This window comes from Paenibacillus tianjinensis, from assembly GCF_017086365.1.
Classification (GTDB): domain Bacteria; phylum Bacillota; class Bacilli; order Paenibacillales; family Paenibacillaceae; genus Paenibacillus_AQ; species Paenibacillus_AQ tianjinensis.
The window spans coordinates 3,165,133-3,181,492 of the sequence record NZ_CP070969.1; the positions used below are offsets into that span (position 1 = coordinate 3,165,133).

The 16,360-nt window shown below is 42.6% G+C and carries 20 protein-coding genes and 2 pseudogenes; 16 read left to right on the plus strand and 6 right to left on the minus strand.

Going from position 1 to position 16,360, the window contains the following annotated elements; all coding sequences use genetic code 11:
* The first annotated feature begins 5 nt into the window (after positions 1 to 5).
* Positions 6 to 224, plus strand: coding sequence for an SHOCT domain-containing protein (locus tag JRJ22_RS14020; protein WP_206100175.1), 219 nt, complete (start codon positions 6 to 8; stop codon positions 222 to 224).
* Positions 225 to 761: 537 nt separating this feature from the next.
* On the opposite strand, the pseudogene JRJ22_RS14025 reads toward JRJ22_RS14020, so the two are convergent.
* Positions 762 to 2,684: pseudogene (locus JRJ22_RS14025) on the minus strand (FAD-dependent oxidoreductase); the annotation flags it as partial.
* A gap of 2 nt (positions 2,685 to 2,686) precedes the next feature.
* Positions 2,687 to 2,968, minus strand: coding sequence for an ArsR/SmtB family transcription factor (locus JRJ22_RS14030; RefSeq protein WP_038696160.1), 282 nt, complete (start codon positions 2,966 to 2,968; stop codon positions 2,687 to 2,689).
* Between the two features lie 320 nt (positions 2,969 to 3,288).
* Here JRJ22_RS14030 and JRJ22_RS14035 point away from each other — a divergent pair.
* Positions 3,289 to 3,390: pseudogene (locus tag JRJ22_RS14035) on the plus strand (sulfurtransferase TusA family protein); the annotation flags it as partial.
* Positions 3,391 to 3,759: 369 nt separating this feature from the next.
* Here JRJ22_RS14035 and JRJ22_RS14040 read toward each other — a convergent pair.
* Positions 3,760 to 4,038, minus strand: coding sequence for a ferritin family protein (locus JRJ22_RS14040; protein ID WP_052098476.1), 279 nt, complete (start codon positions 4,036 to 4,038; stop codon positions 3,760 to 3,762).
* Between the two features lie 465 nt (positions 4,039 to 4,503).
* Between JRJ22_RS14040 and JRJ22_RS14045 the strand changes: the two genes are divergently transcribed.
* From JRJ22_RS14045 to JRJ22_RS14105, 13 genes are all read left to right on the plus strand, one after another.
* Complete coding sequence (locus JRJ22_RS14045; RefSeq protein ID WP_206105131.1) at positions 4,504 to 5,061, plus strand: sulfurtransferase TusA family protein; 558 nt, start codon at positions 4,504 to 4,506, stop codon at positions 5,059 to 5,061.
* 47 nt (positions 5,062 to 5,108) lie between these two features.
* A complete protein-coding gene (locus JRJ22_RS14050) occupies positions 5,109 to 5,504 on the plus strand; it encodes a DsrE/DsrF/DrsH-like family protein (RefSeq protein ID WP_038696162.1) in 396 nt (131 codons plus the stop codon).
* A 19-nt stretch (positions 5,505 to 5,523) separates the two neighbouring features.
* Positions 5,524 to 6,672 carry an MBL fold metallo-hydrolase gene (locus JRJ22_RS14055; protein ID WP_038696164.1) on the plus strand — a complete coding sequence of 383 codons (1,149 nt, stop codon included), beginning with the start codon at positions 5,524 to 5,526 and terminating at the stop codon, positions 6,670 to 6,672.
* Positions 6,673 to 6,688: 16 nt separating this feature from the next.
* Positions 6,689 to 6,916 (plus strand): sulfurtransferase TusA family protein, encoded by a 228-nt coding sequence (locus JRJ22_RS14060; protein ID WP_038696166.1) that lies wholly within the window; start codon positions 6,689 to 6,691, stop codon positions 6,914 to 6,916.
* Between the two features lie 302 nt (positions 6,917 to 7,218).
* Positions 7,219 to 8,007, plus strand: coding sequence for a sulfite exporter TauE/SafE family protein (locus tag JRJ22_RS14065; RefSeq protein ID WP_206100176.1), 789 nt, complete (start codon positions 7,219 to 7,221; stop codon positions 8,005 to 8,007).
* 92 nt (positions 8,008 to 8,099) lie between these two features.
* Entirely contained in the window at positions 8,100 to 8,573 is a 474-nt protein-coding gene (locus JRJ22_RS14070) for a DsrE/DsrF/DrsH-like family protein (RefSeq protein WP_038696170.1), read from the plus strand.
* Between the two features lie 71 nt (positions 8,574 to 8,644).
* On the plus strand, positions 8,645 to 8,914 hold the full coding sequence (locus JRJ22_RS14075) for a metal-sensitive transcriptional regulator (RefSeq protein WP_038696171.1): 270 nt from the start codon (positions 8,645 to 8,647) through the stop codon (positions 8,912 to 8,914).
* Positions 8,915 to 8,961: 47 nt separating this feature from the next.
* Positions 8,962 to 9,270 carry a rhodanese-like domain-containing protein gene (locus JRJ22_RS14080; RefSeq protein ID WP_038696172.1) on the plus strand — a complete coding sequence of 103 codons (309 nt, stop codon included), beginning with the start codon at positions 8,962 to 8,964 and terminating at the stop codon, positions 9,268 to 9,270.
* A 206-nt stretch (positions 9,271 to 9,476) separates the two neighbouring features.
* Positions 9,477 to 9,794 carry a rhodanese-like domain-containing protein gene (locus JRJ22_RS14085; RefSeq protein ID WP_038696173.1) on the plus strand — a complete coding sequence of 106 codons (318 nt, stop codon included), beginning with the start codon at positions 9,477 to 9,479 and terminating at the stop codon, positions 9,792 to 9,794.
* Between the two features lie 30 nt (positions 9,795 to 9,824).
* Positions 9,825 to 10,220: a rhodanese-like domain-containing protein gene (locus JRJ22_RS14090; RefSeq protein ID WP_052098478.1), complete on the plus strand. Its 396-nt coding sequence runs from the start codon at positions 9,825 to 9,827 to the stop codon at positions 10,218 to 10,220.
* 10 nt (positions 10,221 to 10,230) lie between these two features.
* Positions 10,231 to 10,602, plus strand: a complete 372-nt coding sequence (locus JRJ22_RS14095) for a rhodanese-like domain-containing protein (protein ID WP_038696174.1) — start codon at positions 10,231 to 10,233, stop codon at positions 10,600 to 10,602.
* A gap of 117 nt (positions 10,603 to 10,719) precedes the next feature.
* Entirely contained in the window at positions 10,720 to 11,409 is a 690-nt protein-coding gene (locus JRJ22_RS14100) for a response regulator transcription factor (RefSeq protein ID WP_232380839.1), read from the plus strand.
* A complete protein-coding gene (locus JRJ22_RS14105; protein WP_052098479.1) occupies positions 11,396 to 12,475 on the plus strand; it encodes a sensor histidine kinase in 1,080 nt (359 codons plus the stop codon). The genes JRJ22_RS14100 and JRJ22_RS14105 overlap by 14 nt, the downstream gene beginning before the upstream one ends.
* Before the next feature lie 99 nt (positions 12,476 to 12,574).
* Here the strand turns inward: JRJ22_RS14105 and JRJ22_RS14110 are convergent, their stop codons facing one another.
* A complete protein-coding gene (locus JRJ22_RS14110) occupies positions 12,575 to 14,014 on the minus strand; it encodes a bifunctional metallophosphatase/5'-nucleotidase (RefSeq protein WP_206100177.1) in 1,440 nt (479 codons plus the stop codon).
* 356 nt (positions 14,015 to 14,370) lie between these two features.
* Between JRJ22_RS14110 and JRJ22_RS14115 the strand changes: the two genes are divergently transcribed.
* The gene (locus JRJ22_RS14115; RefSeq protein WP_159067746.1) at positions 14,371 to 14,712 is read left to right on the plus strand and encodes a TlpA disulfide reductase family protein; all 342 of its coding nucleotides are present in this window, start codon (positions 14,371 to 14,373) and stop codon (positions 14,710 to 14,712) included.
* Between the two features lie 256 nt (positions 14,713 to 14,968).
* Here the strand turns inward: JRJ22_RS14115 and JRJ22_RS29560 are convergent, their stop codons facing one another.
* The gene (locus tag JRJ22_RS29560) at positions 14,969 to 15,283 is read right to left on the minus strand and encodes a 5'-nucleotidase C-terminal domain-containing protein (RefSeq protein ID WP_332461329.1); all 315 of its coding nucleotides are present in this window, start codon (positions 15,281 to 15,283) and stop codon (positions 14,969 to 14,971) included.
* Positions 15,246 to 16,016: a bifunctional metallophosphatase/5'-nucleotidase gene (locus tag JRJ22_RS14125; protein WP_052098482.1), complete on the minus strand. Its 771-nt coding sequence runs from the start codon at positions 16,014 to 16,016 to the stop codon at positions 15,246 to 15,248. Before JRJ22_RS14125 ends, JRJ22_RS29560 begins: the two co-directional genes overlap by 38 nt.
* Between the last annotated feature and the right edge of the window lie 344 nt (positions 16,017 to 16,360).

Below are 16,360 nucleotides of genomic sequence, written 5' to 3' on the forward strand. Positions count from 1 at the left end.
ACAAAATGATGATGGGGTATGGTTTTGGCTTCGGTATGTTTGGATTGGTCATCAATTTTCTGTTGATCTTGGGTGTAATCTATTTGGTGATAAAATGGGTTAGGGGAGATGGAAATTCACGATTTATTGACAATACTCCTGAGAGAATCTTGGATGAACGCTTTGCAAGAGGTGAAATCACGCAGGAAGAATATTACCGGATGAAGAGCATTTTGCGGGATTGAAAACCTTAATGGAGATATGGCAAAAGAACAAGGAGCCCTTCACTCTGTGAACGGCTCTTTTGTTATTTATGATTCTAGCTTGCCTTATTTAATACCTCATTTGATTCATCCCCCTCCTGGTTGTTTATAATTCTAAAAAGATCATCTTTTGAGGAGACGAGAAATATTTGCTCAGAAAGAATCTTATCCATCAAGCAATTCTAAACCGGATGCCTGTAAATATTCATTTGATCAGCGGTGAAACGTATTGTGTTGTATGTATGGATTATGAGAAGCCTGAAATGTTTATCATCATTACGGGGACAGCATCCGTAGCTGTTTTTTATTGGGCCATTAAGCGTGTTACATTTACAAATAAGATCGAACAGACGGAAAGGAGCTGTACTTAATCAGATTGTCTCAATTCAGCGTATCTATTTAATCTTTAAAGCATATCACAAAGAAAGAATCTGCTACAGAAGTGGCAGATTCTTTCTTTGTAAATGATTCTTTTTAAGTCGTCTGCTAGGACTTACTTATGCTCGCATCATTGATGTTTCCTTTGCGGAGGTAAGCTTCGATGGTACCGTCGGCAAGCTTCGTCAACTGAACAAGACTGTTGCGGGACAGCTTTGCCCATGACTTGATATCTTCGAAAAATCCTTGGTCAGAAGCTGTTACCTTTAAGAGTTGCCCGTCTTGCAGTCGGTCGATACTCTTTTTTACTTGAACGATCGGACCTGGACAGCAAAGGCCACAGGCGTCAATGACTGCATCAGCATTCAAATTGTCAGCTACAGATAATTTTTCATTTGAAGCCGTATTTTTATTTTGCGGAACATATTTGCTGATCTGATATGTTTTGTAACCACCTGTCAGATTCTTCACATTGAAACCCTTTTGTAATAAGATCCGGGAAGCAGTGTAGCCTCTCAAGCCAACCTGGCAATAGACCCATATTTCCTTGCTGGGATCAAGTTCATCCAGACGATTACGCAGCTCGTCGACAGGAAGGTTTATAGAACCCTCAATATGTCCGTTCGCATGCTCAAGTTCGCTTCGAACATCCACCAACATGGTACTGTCCAAATTCCGGCCGGCCAAATCCCCTGGTACAAATACTTCAGTCATTCCATTAATTACATTCTCAGCCGTGTAACCGGCCATGTTAACCGGATCTTTGGCTGAGGAATATGGGGGAGCATAAGAGAGCTCCAGTTCAGTTAAATCCGTAACCGTACCCTTAAAGCGGATCACAGTGGCAATATCGTCGATTCGTTTATCCACCCCGTCATAACCAACAGCTTGTGCACCCAAAACTTTGCCATCCTCGTTAAAAAGAAGTTTTAAGGATAGCGGAGTGGCTCCTGGATAATAGGAAGCATGGGAGTTTGGATGTACATAGACAACACGATACGGGATGCCGAGCCGCTGCAAAGTTTTCTCGTTATTCCCGGTGGATGCACCAGTCAGACCGAAGACCTTAATAATGGATGTGCCTTGGGTCCCTTTATAAGTGGTACCTAATCCGCTGACATTGTCCGCAGCAATGCGTCCTTGTTTATTGGCAGGTCCTGCCAATGGAACGGCTGCCTTATGTCCGTTAACAAAATCCACGATCTCAACAGCATCTCCTACTGCGTAAACATCATTTAGATTCGTTTCCATTCTTTCGTTAACCAAAATATGCCCTCTAGGTCCGAATTCAAGGCCGCTATCTTTCAGGAAAGACGTATCCGGCGCAACACCGATGGCCAGCAGGACTATCTCGCTTCGTAGAACCGTACCGCTTGCAAGATGGACCTGTATTTGCTCTCCAGACTCCTCGAAGCTCTGCACCATGTCGGAGAAAATTAGATTTACTCCATGATCTTCCAGCTCTTTGGACAATATGGCTGACATTTCGGAATCGAAGGGAGCCAACAGTTGAGGGCCAGCCTCGATTAGTGTTACTTCTAACCCGGCTTCCTTCAGATTTTCCGCCATTTCTACTCCGATAAATCCGCCGCCGATTACCACTGCTGAACGTGTTCCTTCTTCACTAACCTTAGTTTTGATTTTGTCTGTATCGGGAATGTTCCGTAATGTGTGAATTTTGGAACTCTCTATCCCGGGCAGAGAAGGTCGGATTGGTTTTGCACCTGGTGACAGAATCAGAGCATCATAGTTCTCCTCGTAAGAGCCTCGTTCTTTACTTTGTACAATAACTTTCTTACCAACAGGGTCAATAGAGATCACTTCACTCTGGATGCGAACATCAATATTGAAGCGCTTATGCATGGCTTCAGGCGTTTGTACTAGCAATTTGGAACGATCCTGTATAGAACCTCCAATATAGTAGGGAAGACCGCAGTTGGCAAAAGAAATATACGGGTCCCGTTCAAACATTACAATATGTGCTTCTTCATCCAATCTGCGCAAACGAGCTGCCGCTGAAGCGCCTCCTGCTACTCCGCCTACGATCAATACTTTTTTATTCATGTTTATTCTCCTCCTAATATTTGTATCAGATGTTTTATTCTTTCGTCTTTAACGGAATAAATGATCTTCAGTCCATTTTTCTCTGTCTCCACAATACCTAAAGATCTAAGCTTCTGGAGATGTTGGGAAACTGTTGATTGTGGAAGTTCCAAACATTCCTGCATGTAGGTCACATTGCAACTTCCATTATCGATGATTCCTTTTACAATACATAATCTAACCGGATGGGCTAGGGCCTTTAATAATTCAGCCGCCTGAGCATAGGCTTCAAATTGTTTTTCCATTGACTGAGAGATCACCTCGATTCATTAAAACGTTATATCGTAATATTATGATATAGAGATATAAAATACAATCCATCCATTGTGTCGAATATATGGCAGGTTGTGTGCATGGGTCAAAGTAGTTAATTTTCTAATCCATTGCTTCATCTATGAGCAAGATTATTCGTGTTTCTATTCTGCATTATCCAAATTAATAAAAAATCAGTTGCTTACAAACACTATTGACAAACGAGTTTATCACATTTATGATAAGTCCACACCAATACCCATACGGGTATATTTAATAGTTGAATTACTTCAAGGAAGTACTAAAATTGCCAATGATTAAAGCAGATCAATCACTGGATTGCAAAGGACTGGCATGTCCAATGCCAATCATGAAAACAAAAAAAGCGATGGACCAACTTGAAGCGGGTCAGGTCCAAAGTTTAAATATTTCATCTTTGAAAAAGTTCTTCTTACGAAACGGACATTATACATATATAAATGCTCCGCCTATTATGCTAGGTGGTAGGACGAAGTACCATTCCTGGTTCAATTCATGTCCTTACTCATAGCATGATGCTGACAGTTCATAAATTGCTAAGCATCAACTGAAACATTGAAGCGTGAGGCTGCTCGTCATGCATGGCATGCATAAAATGCATTTGAATCGGGCGATCGGTAGCTCTGTAGGCAATGTCTTGGTAGAACGCGGCCGCTTCTAATTCATCCTGAATTGCAGTTCTGACACCTTCTTGGAACGTCCTTGGCATTTTACCGGCGGGGATTTGCGGCGGTTGTCCTCCCAGTCAGCTCAGTATCATGGTGAACCAACGATAATGCTTAGCTTCGTCCCTTTGAATATGCAGAATGGTCTGTTTGGTCTGTTCATTCGGTGCTAATTCGGCCAGCTTTTCATAAAACCAATAGGCATGTGCCTCCCCGATAATGGCTTTGGAGATATCAGGAATAAGAATTGTATTTCTAAAAGCCATTCCTCCATGCATGCCCATTTCTCCGCCCATACCTCCTTGCCCCATTTGTCCCCCCATAGCTCTAAATCCATCTTGATAACCCATCTGATACATCAGCATTTCCTCCAGATCGTTAGTATAATGTAACGTATGCCGTGCCCATTTTATTTGAGTCTATTTACGTTGAAATTTACTAAAACCATGGAGGAATTGTAAGTAGATCGAGAATGTCGTCGCTTAATAAGATGCGCATTCTCTTTTTTATTTAGAAAATCTATAAAGAAAGTGAATGAGCTATATAAACAGAATGTCCACATAGAGTTTTAGTTTCTGGAGACCAAAGGAAAATTTTATTATCCGTATAAGCTCGAACAGATGTTGACAATAAACACTCAAGATCGTAGTATACTAATACGGGTATCGGTATTGTGATAAAAATCATATCATTACCGCGCATTCGTTGTTTTAAAAGTCGAAAGTTATCATCCGGTTTAGGACAGACTAACCGTGACTGCACTTAAATGTGTATCTATAACCCAATACAAGGAGGATCCTACATTGCCGGAAATTAAAACAAACATGACCCTTGATTGCAAAGGGCTCGCATGTCCAATGCCTATTGTAAAGACCAAAAAAGCGATTGATCAACTGGAGGCTGGTCAAGTCATTGAAGTCCAGGCCACAGATAAAGGATCTCTTGCTGACATTCAAGGTTGGGCTAAGAATACAGGCCATCATTATCTCGGTACTGTAGAAGAAGGGGATGTGTTTAGACACTTCATCCGTAAATCCAGACCCACTGAAGTAAAAGAAGAAAAAAAGCATCCTCATATCGTTTCCAATGAAGATTTATCCAAAAAACTGGCAGCGAACGATAAAATTACCGTTATTGATGTCCGGGAGCCTGCTGAATATTCGTTCAACCGAATCCCCGGAGCCATTTCAATTCCGCTCGGTGAGCTTGAGAATCGTATCCAGGAGTTGAACCCGGAAGATAATATCTATGTTGTCTGCCGGACGGGAAGCCGCAGCGATATGGCTTGCCGTATGCTCAGCGAAAAAGGATTCAAACAAGTGAAGAACGTCGAGCCAGGGATGTCGGGTTGGACGGGGCCTATGGAAAATGCAGAGAAGTAAATCATCTAATAAAGATCTACAAACTTAACTATACGGAGGTTATTAACATGAGTACAAAAGTAGCGATTATTGCAAGCAATGGTGGTTTGTTTGATGCCTATAAAGTCTTTAACATCGCAACGGCTTCTGCGGCAACCGATGCGGAAGTAGCGATCTTCTTCACTTTTGAAGGGCTGAACCTTATTCACAAGCAGGCGCATCATCAACTGCCGCTCCCGGCGGGAGCCGAACACTTCGCCGAGGGGTTCAAGAATGCCAATATTCCATCGATTCCCCAGCTTGTAGAGATGGCACAGGAGTTGGGTGTCAAGATCATTGCCTGTCAGATGACGATGGATGTTATGAACTTGAAGAAAGAGGACTTTATCGAAGGCATTGAAGTAGGCGGGGCCGTAACTTTCCTGGATTTTGCCAAAGATGCCAACGTAAGTCTGACATTCTAATCCAAAGGAGGATTCAAACATGAATGCAGCACCAAATATAAAAATCATGAATGCTAAAGAATTGACTCGAATCGTTCTGGCTAAAGAAGAATTGTTTATTTTGGATGTGCGTAACGAAAGTGATTTTAATGATTGGAAAATTGAAGGCGAGAGCGTGGATATCATCAATATCCCCTACTTTGATCTTCTGGATGGTGTAGACGAAGCTCTGGATCAAATTCCGGATGGCAAAAAACTGCTCGTTGTATGTGCAAAAGAGGGTTCTTCCAAGTTTGTTGCCGAGCAGATTGTAGAGGCCGGCCGGACGAATGTGCACTATCTGGAAGGCGGTATGAAAGCTTGGAGCGAACATTTGGAACCAGTGGAAATTGGTGAATTGAAAAATGGCGGCTCTTTGTATCAGTTTGTCCGGATTGGTAAAGGCTGCCTGTCTTACATGGTCGTATCCCAAGGGGAAGCTGCCATGATCGATACCCTTCGGATGACGGATGTATTTGAACAGTTTGCGAAAGAAAAGGGAGCGGTGATCAAACATACGCTTGATACGCATCTGCATGCTGACCACATTTCCGGCGGACGCAAACTCGCGGAACAAACTGGCGCCACGTATTGGCTGCCTCCTAAAGATGCAACAGAAGTCACCTTCGCTTATGAGAAACTTGAGGAAGGCCGTGATATTTCCGTAGGATCTACGACCATCCGGATTCAACCGGTATATTCGCCCGGTCATACGATCGGGAGCACCTCTTTTATTGTAGACGATCAATATTTGCTGACAGGCGATATCCTGTTCATCGAGTCGATCGGACGCCCCGATCTGGCCGGTAAAGCGGAAGACTGGGTCGGCGATCTGCACAATACGCTCTATAGCCGTTATAAAGAACTTTCGCAAGATCTTATAGTTCTGCCTGCACACTTTGGCAAGGTTACCGAACTGGGGGCAGGCGGCCGGGTGATGGCGAAACTGTCGGAGCTGTATCAGAATAACCCCGGCTTGAACATTCAGCACGAGGAAGAATTCCGCCGCACAGTCACCGAAAATCTGCCTCCGCAGCCAAATGCCTATCAGGAAATTCGTCAAACCAATATGGGGAAAATAACACCTAGCGAAGACGAGCAGCGGGAGATGGAAGTCGGTCCCAATCGCTGCGCGGTTCATGACAAATAAGAGGAGGAATATATAAATGAAAACAGACATTGTAGTGGATACTAAAGGAATGGCATGCCCGTTGCCTATTGTAAAGGCAAAGAAGGCTTTGGACGGATTGGAATCCGGGCAAGTTATGGAAGTTCAGTCGACAGATAAAGGCTCCATTAACGATTTCCAAGCATGGGTCAAGCAGACGAAACACGAACTTCTGAAGCATGAAGAAGACAACGGCATCTATAAATTTTTTGTAAAAAAGGTGTAGAGCAGGATAAGCGAACACGCCTGATGTGTTCGCTTATTTCAAGCCTTTATAGGTAACCCTCACTCCAAGTGTACAGTAGGCTTCTTCTCTATAATGACCTTGGGGACAGGATTTGGTAGCGCACGCGAAATTGCTTTCTGCCTGAAGTCTTTCCTGGCACACAGGGCATGTATCGGTGAACCATTTTTTTAATACCATCAGCATACTTTTATACCTCATTTCCTATGTGGTAACTATGTTTTAATTATAACCTGACTTTTGCGGATCGTATACAACAAATTCACACGATAAGGAGGCAGATTATGGAGCCCTTGCTAATGATCATCATGGTTGCGCTTGGATTGATAGGCTCTTTCTTTTCAGGTTTACTTGGGATCGGAGGAGCAATTATTAACTATCCACTGCTGCTTTATGTGCCCTCTCTTCTCGGAGCGGCCCAATTTAATGCGCATGAAGTGTCATCGATCAGTATGTTCCAGGTCTTTTTTGCTTCATTAGCAGGAGTGTTGGCTTTCCGGAAAAAGAGTAAAACGGGGCCTTCTCTCGTGAACAAACGGCTCGTTTTATATATGGGCACCAGCATATTGGCTGGCAGTTTGATCGGAGGTTTTGTCTCAGGAATGCTTGAAGGGGACATCATTAACCTGATTTATGGCATCCTGGCTGTTCTAGCCGTGATCTTGATGCTGATACCGGGCAAAGGAACGGAAGAGAAGGGGAAGGATCTACAATTTAATACCTTCATTGCAATTGTATCTGCGTTTATAGTCGGAATTGTTTCAGGCATTGTCGGAGCTGGAGGAGCTTTTATTCTGATTCCGGTCATGCTCACTCTGCTCCACATTCCAGCCCGTACGACCATTGCGTCCTCACTGGCAATTGTCTTTATTTCAGCCATTGGCGGAGTGGTTGGTAAAATTACCGGAGGCGCTATTCCATTATGGCCGACACTATTTACTGTCATTGGCAGCTTGATCGGTGCACCGCTGGGTTCAAAAATAAGCGCCAAAATGAACGTAAAGGTGCTGAGATATGCTTTAATCATCCTTATCTCTTTAACCTCTGTTAAGATTTGGTCCTCTATCCTTTAGGAGGAGCATGTATGAAAGATTATAAAATGTTCTTTATTCGTCATTATATACCCATAGGGGTAACTGTATATAAAAGGTGGGTCTAAATAAAAATGTCTGAACAATCTACAATTGTGCTCTTTAGCGGTGAACTCGATAAGGCGATTGCCGCTTTTATAATAGCTAACGGGGCTGCAGCTTATGATCATGAAGTGACGATTTTCTTTACCTTCTGGGGATTGAATGCCCTTCGCAAAGATGAGGTGATCCAAACCAATAAGAGCTTTCTTGAAAAAGCATTCGGCTGGATGATGCCGCGCGGCGCTAACAAGCTGGGTCTTTCTAAAATGAATTTCGGCGGGCTTGGACCCCAGATGATCAAGCATGTCATGAAGAAGCATAATGCATTGTCATTGCCACAATTGATTGAGCTTGCAAAGGAGCAAGGAGTCAAGCTTGTTGCCTGTACGATGACTATGGATCTTCTAGGTCTAAAACAGGAAGAACTGATGGACGGTATCGAATATGCAGGTGTTGCCGCTTATCTCGGCGATGCATCAAACGGAAAAGTCAACTTGTTTATATAGCGTGTATATTGAATGGTTTTGCTCTATACTATACCTATACAGGTATTGCTTATAAGAGGAGATGAACAGATATGGAATACAATTATCCCAATGAAATTAAAACCCGTTTGCGCAGAATCGAAGGACAGATTCGCGGCGTGCTGCGGTTAATGGATGAAGGTAAGTCCTGCAAAGAGGTCGTTTCACAGTTGTCTGCCATTCGCAACGCCTCCGATAGAGCGCTTGCTCAAATTGTGGCGGAGAATCTGCAGCAATGTATTTTGGAAGAACAAGCCAACGGTAATCCAGATCCGGGAAAAATGGTCAAAGAAGCTGTGGAATTGCTTGTTAAAAGCAGATGAGTGAGGAAAGACTACAGATAAACAAACACCAGGAGGATGAATACAGCATGGCTTATAAAGAAATGGCCCCTAGTGAACTAGCGAGCCGTCTTAACCAAGGTGAGTCGTTATCGGTACTCGATGTTCGTGAAGTCGAAGAATGGGAGGAAGGCCACGTTGCAGGCGCTAAGCATATTCCGCTCGGTGAACTGAATTTGAGACTGAACGAGCTTGACCCTGCACGTGAAACCATCGTGATCTGCCGCAGCGGGAATCGCAGCGGAATGGCTTGTGAGCTTCTAAACGATAAGGGATTTAAGGTTATCAATATGACCGGCGGTCTCCTTGCCTGGACTGACAAACTGGTTCGCGAATAAATACGAATATATTGATATTCAGCAGCAACTGAGGTTTCCAGCAGTTGCTGCGTTTCATTCATGGATGTGCAGAGTTCTGCATAACGAAAAAAATTGTTTACCAATAAGAAGCATTGAAAAAGTATCAATGGCAGGCTATAATACCCATAGGGGTATTAGTATTAAATTCAAATGCATTATCGATAATAAAAAGGAGAGAAAACCACATGGCATTTCAAATACCTAAAGCCGTCACACCACAAGAAGTAGCTGAACAAATACAAAAAGGAAAGTCGCTGAATGTATTGGATGTTCGCGAATTGGCGGAGTGGGTAGAGGGGCATGTTGAAGGTGCCAAACATATTCCGCTGGGCCAATTAATTGAACGGCACAAGGAATTAGATCGTGGCCAGGAGTTCATTATCATGTGCCGAAGCGGAAATCGCAGCGGTTTGGCTTGCGAGCTGCTGTATGAAAAGGGATATAAAGTAGTTAACATGACGGGTGGGTTAACCGTATGGAACAGCGTACTTGTCCGGGATTGATAAAAGAGTTTCATTAGAAGGGATATCCATATGATTATTTTCTATATAGCCAGTCTATTGGTGTTGTGGTGGATATTGATTCAGCTTTTGCCAGTTCCGTTCCTTACCTGTGTGAATCGCAAGGAATGGTCTCTATTGGAAGATCGGTGGTCCAAAGCGAAATTACTCGACGTTAGGGATACGAACGAGTACAGAGAGGGGCATATTCCCGGATCCATCAATATTTCTGTTGGCCGGCTGCCCGTTGTATGGAAAAAAGACCTTTCGGCAGAGGATGAAGTGATTATATTCTCGCACAACTGGCTGCAAAGAAAAAAAGCGGCGAGGATTCTGGCGAGAAGGGGATTTACCAGACTATACGCCGTTAAGGATTGTTTTCTTCCTCTGAATCGAGAGAGAGAATGTTATGAATATGATTGCAGGTAGGTGAAGGAAAATGAATAACTTTTTCTATATTATACTAGCGTTAGTTGTACTCTGGATTTTATACAAACAGTACGCGCCAGTGAAAGGTCTGCGTGCTCTTACACCGGAACAGTTTCAAAGCGAAGCCAAGGGAAACAAGGTGATCGACGTTCGGGAAATACATGAATATAAGCGGGGCCACATCAAAGGAGCCGTAAATATTCCCCTCAGCCAGCTTCAGCAGCATATAGACGAAATCCCAAAAGATTGTAAGGTTTTAGTGTATTGTCAGAGTGGGATTCGAAGCAAACAAGCCGCAAAGATACTTGTACGAAAAGGATTTTCCAGTGTAGCGGAACTACGTGGCGGGATGATGTCTTGGAAGGGTCCGACTCAAAAATAGACCTCAGTATACTTAACAAAACCAATGAGTTCGAACTCATTGGTTTTTCTTTATAGAAACTTAATAATGTTTCAATAATATATACTGTTAAGTCAAGTTCATATTAGGGAGGTTCTTGTGAAAGGTAAAACTGTGCTGGTTATAGAGGATGATGCTAAGATTCGAAAGTTGATCAGGCTTTATCTAGAAAATGAGGGTTACGAGGTATTTGAAGCAAAAGATGGAAGGGAGGGCAAGGAGGTATTTGAGAAACTGGATCCTTGCTTTGTAATTACTGATTTGATACTTCCTCACGTGAGTGGCGAGGAGATTTGTCAATGGATCCGATCCGATCAAAACAGTGATGTGCCGTTAATGATCCTAACTGCGAAGGTAGAAGAATCAGAACGGATTTGGGGATTACAAATGGGCGCGGACGATTATGTTACAAAACCCTTTAGCCCCAAAGAGGTCGTTGTCCGGGTTGAGACCATATTGAGAAGAACCGCAAACCGATGCAGCAAAATCAGTTATAGGGGGCTTACCTTGAAGCCGCTTCGGGGAGAAGCCAAATATGACGGAAAGATTGTTCCACTTACGAATCACGAGTTTCAATTATTGTATTTTTTCTTGCGCCATCCCAATCAAGTCTTGAACCGAAATCAAATTCTGCAAGAATTATATCCCTATGAGGAAAAACAGGTTATTGACCGGACAATAGACGTTCATGTCAGCAAGTTGCGCGAGAAACTTAATGGCGCAGGGGCATCGTCAGATATGATTGATACCATTCGTGGAATGGGGTATCGGTTCAATGGATATGAATAAATTATTCTTCTGGAAACGTCATCTGTCATGGAAACTAATGTTTGTGAACGGAATTGTCGTACTAATCGTGATCTGGCTTGCTGGTTTCTCCCTCAAAGACTTCGCGTGTGTCACTGTAGGACAATTCGAGACCGTTGGTTTAGAAACAACTCGAAGCTTTAATCAGGTCATGCAATTTTACTTATGGAGAGCGAGCTTCTTAGCCATCGTAGTTGGAGGCCTTGTTCACTTTTTCTTCGTGCGAAAACTGTTAACTCCTCTGAATATACTAACCCATTCGATACAGTCAGTAATGAAGGGAGAGCAGACTGAACCGATTACCCAGCAGGGCGAAGACGAATTAGGAAGGCTTATTCATCATTTTAATCATATGTCAGCGGTGCTGCATCGCGAAGAGCAGCATCGCAAACGGTGGATGAGTAACATTTCGCATGAGCTTCGGACACCTATAAGCAATTTAAATGGATATTTGGAAGCTCTTACAGAGGGGGTGATTGTGGGTGATCCGGTATTATACCGTTCACTATATGAAGAATCGCAGCATTTGTCTCGACTAGTGGATCAACTCCATTCCCTTTCTGTTTGGGAAGCGAAACAATTGACGGAACAGGAGAAGATGAATATCCAAATTGAAAAACTATGTAACCAGGTAGTCCAAAGTTTTTGTTTGGACGCTTCTAAGAAAGGTATTCACTTTCACAACGATATTGAACCCTACGAAATAAGAATAAACCCGCAAGGGATCAAACAAGTTATCACTAATTTGGTAGCTAACGCAGTCCTTTATGACATAGGGAAGGAAATATGGATACAAGGATCGGTTGCAAACGGAATTTACAAATTTTCAATTGCAAATTATGGGAGACCTATTTCGGAAGAGGCACAACCATTCCTTTTTGAACGTTTTGTGAAAGGCGATCCTTTTAGACCGCGTAAGGGTGATATCACAGGAACCGGGCTCGGTCTCGCAATTGTTAAGGAAATTGTTGAGCAGCACAATGGGGAAGTTGGCCTACAAAGTGACAATAGCAAATATACCTTCTGGTTTACTTTGCCGATATCCTAATAACTTTTATCATCACTGAGAGCGAATTTTCTTGTTTATTAGTTCAAAAGGGCATTTGCAAGGCAGGATGATTACTTCCTGCCTTTGTAATGCTTTCAATTATATAGAGATAATAAAGGGGCTATCATTAATTGTAATCTCTCCTTTGCGGGCAAAGTATTCTTTCAGGACATCATGAGCATGAACATTTTGCATTTTACGACTGACAGAATGTTTCATAAATAATTGTTCACCTGCACCGGCAATGCGGTATATTCGATCTCCTTGAACCAATTTTCCTTTTATCTCCATATGTTGTATCCGATGTCCCTGTGGATTGTATGGTTTATAGGCCATCATGAGGTTCGAGGAGCGTAAAATATAACCACCTTTCTGTTGGTAGGGATCGGCAGCGAATACTTGCTCCAAATTTCGTTCCAATGCTGAAAAAAGGGATGCACCATCCATCTCCAGAATAAAGAGTTCAGGATTCGTGGGAATCATATTGTATAAATCATTCATTGTTACGATCCCTGGTAATACAGGCGCCCCATATCTCCATCCGTGGGAGAAGGATACGTCGGCGTCCATGTGGGCTAAATACGCGTCGGTGATAAGGCGGTCCATAGGTGCTTCCTGAAGCGTCATTCTATGCAGCGGAGTACGGATTGTTCCAACCGCTTCTGATAACTGGTCTCGAAATGGAAATAATGATTCATCGATCATGAACTTCATTTCAGCGTCTTCTTCGTAACGATCCGCATAAATAGGAATAAGTTCATGCTTATAGTCCGTTAGTTTTCCTTGTTCAATGCTTACTACAAGCTTTCCAAGAAATGAACCGCTTGCCCCCGACTGAATAATGATGCAGCCTTTATGGATGATAGGCTGGCTAAGCCGATCATGACTATGACCGCTTAATATAATATCTATGCCAGGAACCTGAGAGGCTAACTTCACATCCAAGGGCAAGCCCAAATGGCTAACGACAATAATCAGATCCACTCGTTCTTCTTTTTTTAGTTTCTGAATCACTGCAGGCAAGTCCTCTGTTCCTAAAGAAAATGATAAAAGACCAGAAAAGGAGGGGGGCATTGTTTCATGCACGTATGGGTATGTTAGCCCGATAATACCAAGTCGCAAGGAATCCGTTTCCTTTATGATATAAGGCTTAAACACATAACTATTATTATCTTTGTGTTTCAGATTGAAAGCAATCATTGGAAAGGCCAATCGTTGCTGAAGTTGCAGGAGCCGTTCGGAACCATATGCAAAATCCCAATTTCCAGGTACTGCTGCATCAATCTCCAATGCGTTGAGTAGAGGCACAATGGTGCTGCCTCGCGTAAGTACAGAAGGGCCCGTTCCATGAAGAAAATCTCCACTATCAACGAATAATACATTTGAATTGTTTTTTCTGATTTCTTTTACAATTCGGGCAATCCGAGCAAAACCCCCGGCTTGACGATATTCAGGAGCATCTCCTTTCCAAAAAAACTCCTCATGGGATTCTATATACCCATGCGTATCGTTTTGCTGAATAATGGTTAGTTGAGTCATTTTTTGAACCTCCCTTTTCTGAACAGTTATACATAAGATGTTCAAATCGCGGCACTTTATGTATAGTGTCTGGAGTGTAACTCATATCTCAAACAGCTATACAAATTTAACATTATACTTCATATACCCTGCGGGGTATGAAATGACTCAATAAGAAGGGTGACTATAATGAAAGAGAAAGTGCTGATTGTTGGCGGTGTTGCAGACGGAGCTTCGGCAGCTGCCCGGCTTAGACGCTTGGATGAAGAGGCGGAAATTTAATCTCGATGTTCGTATTCATAGTGAGGTATCGGGAATTAATGTGAACGAGAAAACCGTTACCGTAAATAGCAAAGAAAATGGTGTATACACAGAGGGTGGCTATCGAAGCTATTCAATTTCAAAATTCACTACGGCAGATAATAAGTGTTTTTAGAATTAGAACCAAACAGTTTTACGAAGACTTCCAGAAAGATACGGTCATTTTAGGGGTTAATTTGACATCAACCGAAGAGAAGATCGAAGATATTAGGCCATTTATCGAAGAGTTCGGATTAACCTTCACTATTGTATTGGACGAAGAAGGAGACACAATGATGGACTATGGTGTTATAGCCTATCCCACTACCTATTTCATCAATGAACAAGGGGTTATTCGTGAGATATTCCGTGGAGCAATTAACTACGAGATCATGCAAAATACCATTGGGGCTCTTTAGAGAGAAGGCAAGGTTTTGTCCTGAAGGATATCCTCTTTCCTTCCGAACAGTATTACATGATCATTGCTCGTCAGTCGAAGTAACTTCAAAAAGACAGGGGGGGACTGTCTTTTTTGATGTTCGAATTATATAGAAATGATGGATGAGGTTGATTCATGACCATAACTTCACCTTTTCGGTCAAAATAGGATTTAAGAACCTCGTGTTCGTCAACGCTTAGCATCTTTCGACCGCTTATATGTTTCATAAACAACTGTTAGCCATCCCCGGCAATGCGGTAAATTTGATCTTCTTGAATGGATTTTCCTCTGATTTCCGCATGCTGAATACGGTGACCTGATGGATTGTAAGGTTTATAAGCCATCATAAGGTTCGAGGAGCGTAAAATATAACCTCCTTTTTGTTTATAGGGATCGGCAGCGAATACTTGCTCTAAGTTGCGTTCCAAGGCCGATAGAAGGGAATCCCCTCCATTTCTAGGATAAATAGTTCGGGATTCGTTGGAATGGTATTGTATAGAACGTTCATAGTTACTACTCCGGGTAATACAGGAGCTCCGTACCTCCATCATGGGAGAAGGAAAAATCGGCGTCCGTATAGGCTAAATAGGCGTCGGTGATAAGGCGGTCGATCCGTGCTTCCTGAAGTGTCATACTGTGAAGTAGAGTCCGGATCGTTCCATTCGGTACCGTTAACTGGTCTCGATAGGGAAGTAATAATTCATCAATCATGCTTTTAATTTCAGCATCTTCTTCGTAAATTTCCGAATAAAGAGGGATAAGCTCGTGTGAGAAATTTGTAACTTCCCCTTGTTTAACGGTTAAGTCAAGCTTTCCAAGGAATGAAGAGCTCGCCCCGGATTGCATAATGATACAGGCGTTCTGGATGATCAGACGGCTAATTCGATCATGACTATGACCGCTAAGTAGAATATCGATACCGTGAATTTGAGATGCCAGCTTCACATCCAGAGGTAAACCCATATGACTGACGACGACAATAAGATCTGCTCGCTCTTCATCTTTCAGTTTCTGAATCACTGTCGACAATTCCTCTGTTCCTAAAGAGAACGAACGGTTTTGGGAGAAGGAAGACGGCATGGTTTCCTGTACGTAGGGATAGATTGAGCCGATAATACCAAGGCGCAAGGAATCAATCTCTTTGATGATGTAAGGATTGAATACATACTGATGATTTCTTGTATCTTTCAGATTAAGAGAAGTAATCGGAAATGTGAACCGTTCTTGGAGTTTCGTGATTAATTCATACCTATAAGCAAATTCCCAGTTTCCAGGTACGGCCATGCATTTAGAAGGGGAATGATAACGCTGCCTTGTGAAAGTACAGCGAGACCCGTTCCATGCATAAAATCTCCTCCGTCCACGAACAATACATTCGGGTTGTTCTTTCTTATTTTCTTTACAGCATGGGCAATACGAGCGAACCCGACAGTTTGACGATATTCAGGCATTCCAGCTTTCCAGAAATACTCTGCATGAGACTAAGTGTCGTTTTGCTGAATAATGGTGAGTTGGGTCATGTTCAATTTCCTTTCTAGAACGTTTTTATTTAAGATGCTCTAGAACATGGAAAATTATGTATAATTGTTTGACATGTGATTGACATCACGTATACCATACTGGGTATG

What these genes read in the sequence shown, in the direction of transcription:
- JRJ22_RS29560 (WP_332461329.1), bottom strand. Translation starts at nt 15,283, where the DNA reads ATGATGGAGGTACGGAGCTCCTGTATTACCCGGAGTAGTAACTATGAA.
- JRJ22_RS14040 (WP_052098476.1), bottom strand. Translation starts at nt 4,038, where the DNA reads ATGTATCAGATGGGTTATCAAGATGGATTTAGAGCTATGGGGGGACAA.
- JRJ22_RS14110 (WP_206100177.1), bottom strand. Translation starts at nt 14,014, where the DNA reads ATGACTCAACTAACCATTATTCAGCAAAACGATACGCATGGGTATATA.
- JRJ22_RS14045 (WP_206105131.1), top strand. Translation starts at nt 4,504, where the DNA reads ATGACCCTTGATTGCAAAGGGCTCGCATGTCCAATGCCTATTGTAAAG.
- JRJ22_RS14125 (WP_052098482.1), bottom strand. Translation starts at nt 16,016, where the DNA reads ATGGCCGTACCTGGAAACTGGGAATTTGCTTATAGGTATGAATTAATC.
- JRJ22_RS14090 (WP_052098478.1), top strand. Translation starts at nt 9,825, where the DNA reads ATGATTATTTTCTATATAGCCAGTCTATTGGTGTTGTGGTGGATATTG.
- JRJ22_RS14105 (WP_052098479.1), top strand. Translation starts at nt 11,396, where the DNA reads ATGGATATGAATAAATTATTCTTCTGGAAACGTCATCTGTCATGGAAA.
- JRJ22_RS14030 (WP_038696160.1), bottom strand. Translation starts at nt 2,968, where the DNA reads ATGGAAAAACAATTTGAAGCCTATGCTCAGGCGGCTGAATTATTAAAG.
- JRJ22_RS14075 (WP_038696171.1), top strand. Translation starts at nt 8,645, where the DNA reads ATGGAATACAATTATCCCAATGAAATTAAAACCCGTTTGCGCAGAATC.
- JRJ22_RS14080 (WP_038696172.1), top strand. Translation starts at nt 8,962, where the DNA reads ATGGCTTATAAAGAAATGGCCCCTAGTGAACTAGCGAGCCGTCTTAAC.
- JRJ22_RS14070 (WP_038696170.1), top strand. Translation starts at nt 8,100, where the DNA reads ATGTCTGAACAATCTACAATTGTGCTCTTTAGCGGTGAACTCGATAAG.
- JRJ22_RS14020 (WP_206100175.1), top strand. Translation starts at nt 6, where the DNA reads ATGATGATGGGGTATGGTTTTGGCTTCGGTATGTTTGGATTGGTCATC.
- JRJ22_RS14095 (WP_038696174.1), top strand. Translation starts at nt 10,231, where the DNA reads ATGAATAACTTTTTCTATATTATACTAGCGTTAGTTGTACTCTGGATT.
- JRJ22_RS14065 (WP_206100176.1), top strand. Translation starts at nt 7,219, where the DNA reads ATGGAGCCCTTGCTAATGATCATCATGGTTGCGCTTGGATTGATAGGC.
- JRJ22_RS14085 (WP_038696173.1), top strand. Translation starts at nt 9,477, where the DNA reads ATGGCATTTCAAATACCTAAAGCCGTCACACCACAAGAAGTAGCTGAA.
- JRJ22_RS14055 (WP_038696164.1), top strand. Translation starts at nt 5,524, where the DNA reads ATGAATGCAGCACCAAATATAAAAATCATGAATGCTAAAGAATTGACT.
- JRJ22_RS14060 (WP_038696166.1), top strand. Translation starts at nt 6,689, where the DNA reads ATGAAAACAGACATTGTAGTGGATACTAAAGGAATGGCATGCCCGTTG.
- JRJ22_RS14050 (WP_038696162.1), top strand. Translation starts at nt 5,109, where the DNA reads ATGAGTACAAAAGTAGCGATTATTGCAAGCAATGGTGGTTTGTTTGAT.